The sequence below is a fragment of the Borreliella californiensis genome (assembly GCF_014205885.1).
Classification (GTDB): Bacteria; Spirochaetota; Spirochaetia; order Borreliales; family Borreliaceae; genus Borreliella; species Borreliella californiensis.
The window spans coordinates 162,541-176,589 of sequence record NZ_JACHFB010000002.1 but is presented as its reverse complement, the minus strand read 5'-3'; the positions used below and the strand labels follow the sequence as shown (position 1 = coordinate 176,589).

General features: G+C 27.7%; 8 protein-coding genes and 1 pseudogene. 4 read left to right on the top strand and 5 right to left on the bottom strand.

Annotated features, from left to right (window positions below; translation table 11 throughout):
- The first annotated feature begins 6 nt into the window (after positions 1–6).
- On the top strand, positions 7–2,310 hold the full coding sequence (locus tag HNP67_RS03000; protein ID WP_184124810.1) for an efflux RND transporter permease subunit: 2,304 nt from the start codon (positions 7–9) through the stop codon (positions 2,308–2,310).
- Here HNP67_RS03000 and lon read toward each other — a convergent pair.
- Positions 2,299–4,719: an endopeptidase La gene (lon, locus tag HNP67_RS02995; protein ID WP_184124808.1), complete on the bottom strand. Its 2,421-nt coding sequence runs from the start codon at positions 4,717–4,719 to the stop codon at positions 2,299–2,301. The two genes, HNP67_RS03000 and lon, sit on opposite strands and share 12 nt — an antisense overlap.
- A 275-nt stretch (positions 4,720–4,994) precedes the next feature.
- On the opposite strand from lon, the gene recJ reads away from it, so the two are divergent.
- Genes recJ through rpsU form a run of 3 tightly spaced genes read left to right on the top strand, consistent with a single transcriptional unit; the run spans position 4,995 to position 8,282 of the window.
- The gene (recJ, locus tag HNP67_RS02990; protein ID WP_184124806.1) at positions 4,995–7,121 is read left to right on the top strand and encodes a single-stranded-DNA-specific exonuclease RecJ; all 2,127 of its coding nucleotides are present in this window, start codon (positions 4,995–4,997) and stop codon (positions 7,119–7,121) included.
- Complete coding sequence (locus tag HNP67_RS02985; RefSeq protein WP_184124804.1) at positions 7,114–8,058, top strand: M23 family metallopeptidase; 945 nt, start codon at positions 7,114–7,116, stop codon at positions 8,056–8,058. The genes recJ and HNP67_RS02985 overlap by 8 nt, the downstream gene beginning before the upstream one ends.
- Before the next feature lie 14 nt (positions 8,059–8,072).
- The gene (rpsU, locus tag HNP67_RS02980) at positions 8,073–8,282 is read left to right on the top strand and encodes a 30S ribosomal protein S21 (RefSeq protein ID WP_002656880.1); all 210 of its coding nucleotides are present in this window, start codon (positions 8,073–8,075) and stop codon (positions 8,280–8,282) included.
- Positions 8,283–8,317: 35 nt separating this feature from the next.
- Here rpsU and HNP67_RS02975 read toward each other — a convergent pair whose 3' ends face one another.
- The 4 genes and pseudogenes from HNP67_RS02975 to HNP67_RS02960 all read right to left on the bottom strand — a co-directional run.
- The gene (locus HNP67_RS02975) at positions 8,318–10,687 is read right to left on the bottom strand and encodes a DNA translocase FtsK (protein ID WP_184124802.1); all 2,370 of its coding nucleotides are present in this window, start codon (positions 10,685–10,687) and stop codon (positions 8,318–8,320) included.
- Entirely contained in the window at positions 10,684–11,484 is an 801-nt protein-coding gene (locus HNP67_RS02970) for an undecaprenyl-diphosphate phosphatase (RefSeq protein ID WP_184124800.1), read from the bottom strand. Before HNP67_RS02970 ends, HNP67_RS02975 begins: the two co-directional genes overlap by 4 nt.
- Before the next feature lie 13 nt (positions 11,485–11,497).
- The gene (locus tag HNP67_RS02965; protein ID WP_184125264.1) at positions 11,498–13,651 is read right to left on the bottom strand and encodes a flagellar assembly lytic transglycosylase; all 2,154 of its coding nucleotides are present in this window, start codon (positions 13,649–13,651) and stop codon (positions 11,498–11,500) included.
- Positions 13,644–14,049: pseudogene (locus HNP67_RS02960) on the bottom strand (hypothetical protein); the annotation flags it as partial. The pseudogene HNP67_RS02960 and the gene HNP67_RS02965, both read right to left, overlap by 8 nt.

Genomic DNA, 14,049 nt, shown 5'->3' with positions numbered 1-14,049 from the left:
AATGATATGGACTTTGAAGGTCTAAGTATTAAATATAAAGGAATTATATTCACAATATTTATCTTAATTACTATCCTTTTAGGATTTTTTTTAAAAAATCTTAAATTCGATGCAAACATCTTAAAACTTATCCCCAAGACCAAAGAAACTGAAAGCTTAATAGACATTGACAAGAGTAATTCTCTTTTATCTACAATAGTAATATTTCAAGATAAAAAAAATATTTTCAATAAAAAAAATTTTGAAACAATAAACAGCGTAATTGATGAAATAACCAAAATTTTAAAAGTATCTCCAAATGCCGTTACAAGCATATTTTCTTATTTCCCACAATTTAAAAAAGAAATCTACACGGATAAAGATATAGAAGAAATAAAAAATAAAATAAAGTCAACTCCATTTGTAAAAAACACATTCTTAGGCGACTCAGAAAATTTAATATACTTCATAATAATCCCATCAGAGAGTGACCAAATCAATTTCAGTAGAAATTTAAAAACTGAACTTGATGATATGGAAAAAACAATTAAAAAATATGAAACTAATGATTTAAAGTTGTATCTTACGGGAGATTTAATAGTAAGAGAAAAAATCTTAAACTACATGGTTGAAGACTTCAAGATCTTAGGACCTCTTGCTACTTTTGTAGTAATAATTTCACTCTATCTTATTATAAAAAATCTAATTGGCGCATTAATTCCCATTTTTATTGCATTATTATCATTGATTTGGACTTTTGGAATTAAAGGGCTTGTACAATCCCCTATTACAGTGCCAGAAACTTCGATGATTGTTTTACTTATTTCAATCGGATGCGCCAATGCTGTACATGTAATAAATGAAATATTTAAATTAATAAAAAAAGAACAACTCTCAAAAGAATCCATAAAAGCAATAATTAAAAAACTCAAAACACCCATCCTGCTAACATCTCTTACAACCGCATTTGGATTTTTATCTCTTACAACTTCTTCAATTAATGCTTACAAAACAATGGGTATCTTCATGTCAATTGGAGTAATTATCTCAATGATAATCTCATTAACCGTTTTACCTGGAATAATAACATTAATCCCATTTGCAAAAAAAAGATCTTTTGAAAAAGAAAAAGAAAATAAACTAAATAAAATATTTTTCCTTGAAAGGCTTGCCAAACTAAATACACAAATAACAAAATCTATATTAAAAAGAAAATATACATCCCCTATAATAGTCCTCATTATACTAGTAATTTCTTTTGTAGGTCTTTTAAAGATCGAAATCAATTTTGATGAAAAAGATTACTTTAAAGAAAGCACAAGTGTAAAAAAAACATTAAACCTAATGCAAAAAGAAATGGGAGGAATATCGATTTTCAAAATAGAGCTTGAAGGTAAACCTGGTGAATTTAAAAATGCTAAAGCAATGCAAATCTTAGACTTAATTACAGATAAGCTTGATTCATTTTCTGCAAAAACTCAATCTAGCTCTATTAATGGAATTTTAAAATTTACAAATTTTAAAATCAAAAAAGAATCCCCACTAGAATATAAACTGCCTGAAAACAAAATTATACTAAACAAACTAATAAATTTAGTAGATAGAAGCGATTGGACTAAAAATAATAAAAAAATGTACATTAATAATGATTGGTCATTAATATCTATCATAGTAAGAATTGAAGATAACTCAACCGAAGGAATAAAAAAATTTGAAAAATATGCTATTAAAACAATTAATGAATATATGAAAAATAATAAATATCATTTCTCAGGTGTTTATGATAAGGTGTTAATAGCTAAAACAATGGTAAAAGAACAGGTTATGAACATTATAACAACTCTTGGATCAATAACACTACTACTTATGTTTTTCTTTAAATCTATAAAAACCGGAATAATTATTGCGATCCCAGTAGCATGGTCAGTGTTTTTAAACTTTGCCGTAATGAGATTATTTGGAATAACCTTAAACCCTGCAACAGCAACAATTGCATCTGTAAGCATGGGAGTAGGAGTAGATTATTCAATTCATTTTTTCAATGCGTTTGTTTTACAATACCAAAAAAATCAAATCTACAAAACCGCACTTCTTGAATCAATACCCAGCGTATTTAATGGAATATTTGCAAATTCCATTTCTGTTGGAATAGGATTTTTAACTCTAACATTTTCGTCTTATAAAATAATATCAACTCTTGGAGCAATAATTGCTTTTACAATGCTAACAACATCTCTTGCGTCGCTAACTCTTCTTCCATTATTAATACATTTATTTAAACCTAGCGTAAAACTAGCCTCAAACAACAATTTTAAAAAATTAAAACAATAATTTAATAACCTCGCGCATATTATCTACAAGATAAAAATTAATGCCGCTTTTAATGTTAATAGGAATCTCTTCTAGATCAACTCTATTTGCCTTAGGCACAATAATATGCTCCACACCACTACGCTTTGCTGCAATTATTTTTTCTCTAAGACCCCCTATCATCATTACATTCCCAGTAAGAGAAAGTTCTCCTGTCATAGCCAAATGGGGTCTAACAACCTTATCAAGGGCAAGAGAAATAAAAGCACTAGCTATTGTAATTCCTGCAGAAGGCCCATCTTTTGGCGTTGCTCCTTCTGGAATATGTAAATGAATAATATTTTTTTCAAAAAAGGATTTACTAATATTTAAATCTCCTTTAATACTATTAACATAAGTATAGGCAATATTAGCAGATTCTTTCATAACATCCCCAAGTCTACCTGTCAATTTAATTCCACCCACCTTGGACTCTGTCTTTACGGTCTCAATCATTAAAGTTGAACCTCCATAATTTGTCCAAGCAAGGCCCATTACCATCCCTGAATACATAGCATTAGACATGCTTTCCTTTCTAAAAACAGGTACACCAACATATTCTTCTAAATTGTCATTGGAAATTTGATAAGATTTAACCTCAGTATTCTCAATAAGCTTTCTAGCAACCTTTCTTACAATTTTGTTTAAATATTTTTCAAAATTTCTCACCCCATTATCTCTTGCATACTCTTGAGCAATTTGAACAAGAGATGAACTTTGAAATTTTAAAGAATCTTTATCAACTCCATTTTCACTTAAAACTTTGGGAATTAAATACTTTCTTGCAATCTCTATTTTTTCGTTATCAACATATCCAGAAATTTCAATAACCTCCATTCTATTTAACAAAGGTCTTGGTATTGTTTCAACAGAATTAGCAGTTAAAATAAAAAATACATTCGAAATATCAAAAGGAAGATCAAGATAATGATCTCTAAACCTAACATTCTGTTCAGGATCCAAAACTTCAAGGAGAACTGAAAAAGGATCCCCATAACTTGAAGCAGAAATTTTATCCACCTCATCAATTAAAAAAACAGGAGAATTTGTCTTAGTAATTCTTAAGCCCTGAATAATTTTTCCAGGCAAAGCACCAACATAAGTTCTCCTGTGCCCCTTAATCTCTGACTCATCGCGCATTCCACCAACAGAAAATCTAAAAAACTTGGTACGCAAAACCTTTGCAATAGCTGCCCCAATAGAAGTTTTTCCCACGCCAGGAGGTCCCACCAAAAGAATAATACCCCCCTTTTGAGTCTTTCTTAATTTAAGAACAGAAATATATTCAATAATTCTATCCTTAACTTCGTTCATTCCATAATGCGTTTTATCTAAAATTTTTTTAGATTTTTGCAAATCTAATTTATCAAAATTTTTTTTCAACTCTCGCCAAGGAAGCTCAGTAATAAGTTCAAGATAATTTCTAACAACAATGTATTCAGCCGAACTTGTCTCAAGAAGTGAAAATTTTTCTAGCTCTTTTTCAACTACCTCCAAAGACTCTCCCTTTAACTCTAAAGCCTTTAGCTTGGTTTTAAGCTTTTCTAAATCGCTGTTTTTTTTATCTCCTATACCAAGTTCAGCTTTAATAGCCTTAAGCTGTTCTTTTAAAAAAAACTCTTTTTGTTGTTTCTCTAATCTCTCTTGAATGCCTTTAGCAATTTTATTTTGAATTTCAATTAAATTAAGCTCTTCATAAATCAGTTCTAAAACTTTTTTAAGCCTATCTTTTACATTTAAAGTTTCAAGAACTATTTGATGATCATTTTTTGAAGATGAAATAGTGCTGGCCACAATATCACACAGTTTTCCCTTATCCTCAATATTAACCATATTTAATTGAACTTCCGGCATTTTTCTATGTGCAAATATTTCTTTAGTTCTAAGCAAAATACTACTGTAAACTGCCTTTGATTGAATATCATCTTTTCTAACTGGAATTTGCTTTAAATAGTCAATCTCAATTATGGGAAACTTGTCATTAAGAACAACTTTAACAAATTTAATCCTATCAAAAGTTGAAACAAATATATTGTAACCACCATCTGGAAGATTAATTTTCTTTATTATCTTTCCAGTAACTCCAACAGAGTAAATATCTTTGCTATAATCAATAATTAATTTCTGTTGAGCATTATTATTGTTTTTCCCTAAAAATTTATCATTTAAAACAAATAAGGCAATGATTCCATTGCCTTTCATAGCATAATCGATTGCTTTCATATCAGAATCAGAGATTAGAACAATCGGAATAAACATCCCTGGAAAAACTGGGTGAGAAGGAACCGCTATTAAAGGAACTCTTGCGGGTTTATTAGAATGAGGCAAAATTCCAGCTACGACTTTTTCTTTTTTTTTATCTCCTGACCTAGTTTTCTTAGATTTATCCATAAAATTTGAAATCTCCTAAGCTAATTATAACAAAACAAATATTTTATGGAAATTCATTTAATAATATTTTTTTTTATTATAAAATGATGAAATGAGAGTTTTCAAAGTTAAAATTATGACCATAAGTTTGGATTACAGTAAAAATTACAATCCACTAAAACTATGCCATTTAATAATAAACATAATGACTACTACTTAAAATTAATTAATCTATGGTAAAGTTAGTAAAGAAGAATCCTTAAAAAATCCATTAAAAATAAATTCTAGAGAAGTAAATGAAAATTTGGAAACAAAAAGAAACTAATATACAAGACAAAGAATTAACTCGCATTGCCAAGCAATATAATATTAATACCTTTGAAGCAACTTTACTTATAAAGCGAGAAATCAAAGAAGAAGATTTTATGTTTTTTCTTGAAGACAGCGTAAATTTATTACACAACCCATTTTTATTAAAAAATATAGATAAATTTATAAACAGAATTAATAAAGCAATCAAAAATAATGAAAACATATTAATCTTTGGCGATAAAGATGCTGATGGAATCACAGCAACAATAATAATGTATGAAACTCTTAAAGACTTTGGACTTAATGTAAGCTATAAAATACCTTCAAATGGAGAATTTTATGGACTTTCAAACGAATTGATCAACATAGCTTTAGAAAAAAAAATCTCTTTAATAATAACTGTTGATAATGGTATTTCCAGCATTGAAGAAATAAATTATGCAAATTCTAAAGGAATAGAAATAATAATAACAGATCACCATCTTCCAAGCGAAGACTTTAAAACTGAAAGCATAGTTATAAATCCTCACCTAAAAGATGACAAATACCCATTCAAAGAAATAGCAGGATGCTGTGTAAGTTTTAAAACTTGCCTTGCTCTTAGCATGTCCTTTACAGATCTTTATTCTAAAAACCTTGTATTTTTATTTTTAGAAAAAACAAAAAATGAAATTATTCTTCATGCAATAGAAATAAACAACTACATTCTAAAACAATATCTAAGATTAAATACTAAAAATGAACCCTTAATTAACTCAAACAAACTAGAAAAATTTGTACAAAACAAATATATAGTAATCTTTAATAAAGAAGATCAGGATCAATTATTGAATAAACACTTCGCAAGAGGTTTAAACATAAACACAATTGATATTAGTGAAAATTTTATAAAAAAATATCCAAATTTTAGAAAAAAAACATTGACAGAATTAATCCAAGCAACTAAATATTTCAGATATAAAGAAGTTGAGATTAAAGACAAGCTTTACTATATATTTTACAACGTAATTTTTGAAACTAACAAAAATTTTCTCCAAAAATGCCTAAAAAGACTTAGCTTTGTTGCAATAGGAACAATAGCGGACAATATGCCCATTATTAATGAAAACAGAATAATCCTAAAAGTAGGACTTAAAGAAATCGCACTAAGAGAAAGAATGTCTATCAACTATCTATTAAAAGATGCAAACATATTAACAAAACCAAATATAAATTCAATGGATATTGCATATAAAATTGCGCCAATACTAAACTCAACAGGAAGGCTTGAAAAAGCAGATATTGCAATAAATTTTTTACTAACTAATGACATTAATCAAATAGAAAATAAATTTAAAGAAATAAAAGAAATCAACGAACTGAGAAAACGCAAAGAAGAAAAAGCTTGGAATTCGCATAATAAAAATACTATTTTTAAAAACGATAAATTCATAGTTTGCTATGATAAAAATACCCCAAAAGGAATAAGTTCTAGAATTGCAACTAGACTTTCTGCTTACTACCAAAAAGTTGCCATTTTTTTAACAAAGCAAGATAATATTATTAAAGGATCAATTAGATCAAACAATAAAATCAATTCAAAAACACTAATATCAACAATACCTTCCCATTTAGTAATAAATTCGGGGGGACATAAAGCTGCTGCTGGATTTACGCTGCATGAAAATTTACTCGAAGACTTTATTAAAGAATTAGAATATGCAACTACAAAAGTTGAATATGAACCTGCTGATGAAAACAAATCAATACCAATAGATGCCATTCTTCCAAAGAATTTAACAAAAGATTCTCTTTTCAAAACAATAGAAATATTTGAACCTTATGGTTATGAATTTAGAGAGCCAATCTTAATGATGGAAAATGTTTACCTTCAAGAACTTAAAATAATTGACAAGAATCATAGCTCAAAACATATAAACATGCGCATTAAATCACAAAACGATTACTATAAAGCTATTTTTTTTAACGGAACAAAAAAAATAGAAGAATTGGATATAAAAGAAGATCAATACTTAGACATCATTTTTACAGTTAATGAAGATTTTTATTATCCTAGAGAAAAAATTTTGAAAATCATAGACATAAAAAAGAGTACTCAAATCAATGTATAGAATACAAAAAGCCTTAATTATATTGTGTATTCTAGGAATAGAAAATATAAATTCAGAAATAACAAATACTGTTCCTAAAGTCCAATATAAAAAAGAGGCATTTCAAGGAGATTATATATACTTTGCAAGTAACGAAAATTTTAAAAATTTATCACTTTTAAGCACAAATAAAAATCCAATCATAAGCTCTTCTCCATTTAAATTTACAGTAGGAAGTAAAATTTACTACATAGCATTTATGGGAATTACACCAATGATAAAAGAGGGTAAAAGAAAAATTCAAATAGAATTTGAAAATAAAAGCTACATCAAAGAAATAGAAATAAAAAAATTTAACTTCAAAAAAACAAAAATCAGTTTTAACAAAGAAAAAGCCAAGCTTATAACCCAAAAAAAATCAACGAAACAAAAAGAACAGGCTTTGGTTTTGTGGAATATTATTGGCAATACTGGAGACACAACAATATACCACTATGATACTTTAGTTAAACCAATAAAAGATAAATATATTGTAACAAGCCAATACGGAGATTTAAGGCTTTACATGCAAGGTGGCAAAAAAATTTCAAATTATACAATGCACAATGGAATTGATTATGCCCCATTTAAAAGGGAGAACACTCCAATTTTTGCTGCTGGTAAAGGAAAAGTTGTATTTGCACAAAATAGAGAGCTAACGGGCAATACCCTTATAATACAACATTTACCGGGCATATTTACAATTTACCTTCACCTCTCAAAATTGGGAATAAGTGAAAATAAAATAGTTAGCGCTGGGGAATATATTGGACATACTGGAAATACAGGCCTCTCAACAGGCCCTCATTTACACTTCGAAGCAAGAATTAACGGCATAGCAATAAACCCAGATTTCCTTTTAAATGGTATGCTTATTGACAAAAATAAAATAATAAATAATATTAAAAGAATAGAGTAAAAGGAGGTGATTTTTTGGTAACAGTTACTGTGGATAAAAATGAAAATCTTGAAAAAGCATTGAAACGTTTTAAAAGAATGATTGAAAAAGAGGCAATTATTCGCGAATGGAAAAGAAGAGAATACTATGAAAAACCATCCACAATACGCGTAAAAAAGGAAAAAGCTTTTAAAAGAAAACAAGCAAAAAAAGTAAGAAAATTAAAACAAAAAACCAATAGATAGACCACAAGAGATGTTCAAATGGATGTCTCTTTATTTTAAATTAATACCTCTCTTGGTTTTGATCCATTAACAGGCCCTACATATCCCATATCTTCCATAATTTCAATAATTCTAGCTGCTCTATTGTAGCCTATCTTTAACCTTCTTTGCAGATAAGATGCCGATGCTTTTCTTGTGACTTTAACAATCTCAAGAGCTTCATCAAACATTGGTTCATCAGAAGGGCCAAGAGCAACTAAATCTGCCTCTTTTACACTATCAATAAATATTTCATCATCAATATAATTTGGAGAACCAAATTTTTTAACCTCTTCAACAAGCCTGTAAACTTCTCTTTCCTTTAAAAATCCACCCTGAATTCTTTGAGGGAAAGGATTTAAAGAACTAATATAAAGCATGTCTCCCTTTCCTAAAAGCTTTTCAGCACCAGAAGATCCAAGAATTATTCTGGAATCCATAGAACTGGCTACCATGAAAGAAATCCTTGAAGGAAAATTGGCTTTTATTACCCCCGTAATAACGTCGACTGAGGGTCTTTGGGTTGCAAGAACTAAATGAATCCCCACAGCTCTAGCCATTGCAGCAAGTCTAGAAATTAAATTTTCCAAATCTTTTCTTGCAGAAAGAATAAGATCTGCAAATTCATCAATAATTATTACAAGATATGGCAAAATCATTAAATTCAAATTCTCATCTTTTATTTTTTTATTATAAGAAGAAATATCTCTTACTAATAAATTATCAAGAAGCACATACCTTCTCTCCATTTCATCAAGACACCATCTAAGAGCCTCTAAAGCTCTCTTTACATCCGTAATAACTGGAGTTAATAAATGAGGAATATCATTAAAAAGTTTAAGCTCAACTATTTTGGGATCTATCATAATTAATTTCACTTCATCTGGAGATTTTGAAAAAATAATTGAAGCAATTAACGAGTTCACACAAACAGATTTACCCGCACCAGTTGCACCAGCTATTAATAAATGAGGAGAATTAACAAGGTCAAAAACAATATTTTCACCACTAATCTCCTTTCCAAGAGCAAAAGGAATTCTAAAATCACCTCTGAATTCCTTGCTGTCTATTATCTCTGAAATCAAAATAAACTCACGCCTTTTATTAGGAATTTCAATTCCTACAGCTTCTCTGCCAGGAATTGGAGCAATAATCCTAACCCTAATAGCCGCAAGCCTTAAGGCAATATTATCAGAAATAGAAGTAATTTTAGAAAGCTTAATTCCCTTATCTGGACGAATAGCATACATTGTCACAACAGGGCCTTTAATAATATCAATTAATTTGGCATTAATATTAAACTCTTTTAATGTCTCCTGGAGAATCATTGATTGCTTTTGAATTTCTTTATCATATTCAATATCCTCTACATCATTTTTAATCTCTTTCTGGTCAAAAACTGAAATATCAATACCGTAAGAATCACTTTTTTTATTCAAAGCTAAATTTTCGTTATAAACACGAGGAATAACAACTTGACTAATTATACCCTTAGTCCTTATCTCACAGGCCTTAACCTTTCCACCAAGAATTAACTTATTATCCTCAAGATTGTCTAAATATTTATATTCACAAGACTCATCAATTTCATCTACATTTTCATCTGAATTTAAAGCATTATCATTCGAAGTCTCCTTATTTAAAGAGTTTGCGTTTGCTTCCTCAAGATCTGAGCCCTCAAAAACAGTTTTATCTAAATTAATATTGGAAGGTCTTTTATTTTTTCTTAAAAAAGCGCTAAATGACCATAAAGCTTGATATTCCTCATCATTAATAATATTCTCTTTATCATCAAAAACTTGAGAATCTTTAAGATCATCTACAGAATCTCCATAAACTTTAATATCTTTTTTTACATCTAGTGAATTTGAAAAGGGGAAATAACTTAATATATTTTCAAACAAAATTTTAATCTTAAACTCTAAAAATTTAAAAGTATCTAAAATAAAATTAACATCTTTAAAAAAGACATAATTCAAGTAAATCCAAACAACAAATTCTAAAATTAAAAGAGTAAAAATAAAAAAATTCCCTAATACTATGCCAAAATTAATAAGAAATATCTTAATAAAATAAGACTTTTCAACATTAGAATTAATTTTTATTAAAAATATTAAAGTAAAAAACAATATTACGGTATAATTCCAATTAAATACAAATCGTTTAGTAAAAATATGTTTTTTATAGGCGTACCAATTAACAATTGGATATGCTATTAAATAAAATGACAAAAATGAAAAAACATTAAGAAGTATTTGTCCTAGTAAATTGAAAACAAAAAATATAAATACATTGCTCAAAGGAGTCAATGCTACAAAAAGAGAAAAAGAAATAACTGAAAGCATAAAAAAAAACAAAAATTGAAAATACTGATAAAAATCTTTCATATTCTAAAAAAATAATAAACTATACTTGAAAGTGCAAATAAATATATCGAAAAATAATACAGTTTTTTATTATTAAGCATTTTAAAAAAGAAATTTATTGAAAAAATGCCCACAACAAAAGCAACCAATGCTCCTAAGTTTATTTCAAAAAAATTTAAAACCATAAAAATATCATAGAATTCTTTATGTTTTAATAAAATCGCTCCAAAAACTATTGGAATTAAAGATAAAAATGAAATTTCAAATGCACTTTTTCTATTAAATCCAATAACCAAAGCAGAAAAGATTGTAACTCCCGAACGAGAGATTCCTGGAAGCACGCCCAAACCCTGCATCAGCCCCATAAAAATTCCTACTAACAAAATATTACCTTTAAAATCAATTTTTAAAAAATTAAATTCTAAAATCAAGATTAAAATCCCTGTTATAATAAAATTAATTAAAACAAACGGTAATGTAAATATTCTCTCGTATTTTGAAATAAAAGTCCCAACAACTCCGGTAACAATAGTTATTATTAATATCAGCAGCATTAATCTTAAATTTTCTAAATCGGATTTACCAGTTTTCCTTAAAACAAATCTAATAAAAGTTAAAAAAAGCTCTAAAATCCTTTGACGATAGTAAATAATAATCACTAAAACTGTTGCAAGATGTAAATAAATATCAAATATTATTGAGAGCTTTAAATTCATAAAATGCCTAAAAAGTAATAAATGTCCTGAACTAGATATTGGTAAAAACTCTGCAATGCCTTGAACAATGCCCAAAATAATTGCATTTAAAATATTTGTCATTAAATGCTCCATGCTAATTTTTGGGGAATTCACCCATAATTTTAACTATTACCGAATCTATCCCCTTCTTTTCATACAAAGCGTCATAAAACACCGAATAAACCAATATTTTTTTAATATAATTTCTAGTCTGACTAAAAGGAATTGCCTCAATAAAAAGCTCTTTTGACAAATGACCATAACTTTTTTCCCACTTTCTAACATTACCAATACCCCCATTGTAAGATGCAAGAGCCTTATAAAGACTGCCAGTTGTAGATATTCTTTTTTTCAAATAATATGTCCCAATTATTATATTATCTTTTGGAATCTTTAAATCATAATTAAAATACTTAAGTTCTTTAGAAATATCATTTGCTGTTGATGGCATAACCTGCATAAGACCAACAGCACCTGGTTTTGAGACAGCATTTTTCTCAAAGCTACTCTCCGCTTTTATTAAAGAAAATACAACGCTAGTTTCAAGCCCCCGCCTTTTAGCCCAATATTCCACCAAAGATCCATACAAATAAGGATAAAGCCGTTTATAATCATTTTCCATTAAAGCAGATTCATCTTGATTTACAAGATAATTAATTACAAGAGTTGCATCGTAGTAATTTTCACTCTTTAAAAGTTCATCGTATACTTTTCGATAAAAATCGAGTGAAAATTTATATCCATTCCTAAAATCATCAGAAATAAACCCTCTAACATAATTGCAAAGATTGAATTTTAAAAATCCTTCCAAAAAAATCTCATAATCAGATTGCTCATATTTAATATCAGACCCACCTGTAAAAAATTCATCAATATTTTGATCTAGCAAGTATTTGCTCATAAATGAAGAATAAGACCATTTATCATAATTAACAGCAGAATGCAAAAGACTTTTGTATTCTCCGCTTACGTTAGGTTGAATTAACTTATGATATATAAGCCGCGCATTAATAAAAGCAAGCTTAGACAAAATAGAATTAGAAATAACTTTTTGAGAATTAGAATAAAGTTTATAAAGATTGCCATAATCTTCAAGCTGAATTGATTCTAAAATATACTCTTCTAAAATCTTAATAAAAGTAGAATTTTTTTTATCGCTCTCAATATAAAACTTGGCTACGCTTTCGGCAAAATAATCCCTTGCTCTCTTAGTAAAAATTAAATTGCTAAAAGCTAAATTAAGTAAATCAAGCCTGTTAATCTCATTATTAAGATTTAAACCTTCAAGATATTCTTTTAAAAGAAGAAGTCCTAAATTATTTTTTTCTCTAAGATTTAGAATGCCTAAATAATAATTTTTATATTTGCTCCTTATTTTACTAAAAAATGTTAAAGCATTTGAAACTTTGCCAGAACTAATAAAAGCCTTATAAATATCACTTAATACAATATTATTATCATAATAATCATTTAAGCCATTTTTATTTAATATATTTATTGCACCGTTAAAATTACCATTTGCCACTTCATACTTAAATCTAACAAGATTTAAAAAATTTGTACCAAAATACTTAGACTTATTTTCAATAATAAAATAATCATAAGCTCTTACATGTAAATAATTTGCAGGTAAATTCTCAAAAAGTTCATTAAAATAAATTTTTGACTCACCTATATTAGAAAGATTAAGATAAAGAGCTGCTTTTAATAAAATATTTTCATTTTCCTGATAATCAGAAAATTTCATCTTATTAAGCTTATTTAAAAGACTAAGTGCCTTATCGTTTTTCTTTTGCCAATAAAGACTTTTAAAGTAACCCAATATAATAAATTTATTGTTTTCGTATTTTTTATAAAGCTTCTCCCCAATCAATTCAGATGCAAAATACTCTTTTATTGAATTAAAATATTCAATAAGCTTAATTCCAGCAAACTGAGATGCAATGCTATCCCCATTAGCTATGGCCTTTTTCATATACTCTACAAATTTCTCTTCAAATCCTATTTTTTTAAATAAATAAGCAACATATATATAAGAACTTGGATCTATATTAAAATGCTTATCAAAATCTTTTTTTGAATAATCAAAATTCCATAACCAATTTAGATTATTTAAATCAAACTCTTTTGAATGCGCCTTAATAAAATTATTATCTGGAATTTCTTTTTTTGCAAAGCAAGAAACTAAACTTAAAAATAAAAAAAGAAAAAGAAAATTTTGTAATACAAAAAAACTTCTATTAAACATATTGATCTTTTTCATATTTCTCAATTCTCTTTTTACCATATTCAAAGTAATATGAAACAAAATCTCTAGGTTTTAAAAATTTTGAAAAAACTAAAAACAAAGAAAAAAATATCAAAAGAAAAAGAGAAATAAGGCTAAAATACAGCATAGGAGAGTGAACCACTCCTTCGCTTGAATTTAATTTAAAGCTGTTTTTCACATCATCATTCTCGAAATCTTCTCTAAGATCTAGTTCAACATCTTCATCTGAAGTATCTATTAAATCTTTATCAATATCTGCAATAATGTCTTCAACGCTTAAATCGCGCAAATCTTCTTCTTCTAAAGAAGATTCTTCTAATTTTTGAAACTCAAAATTATTAAAATTTAAAGACCTCTCGTCAATATGCTCAATTTTT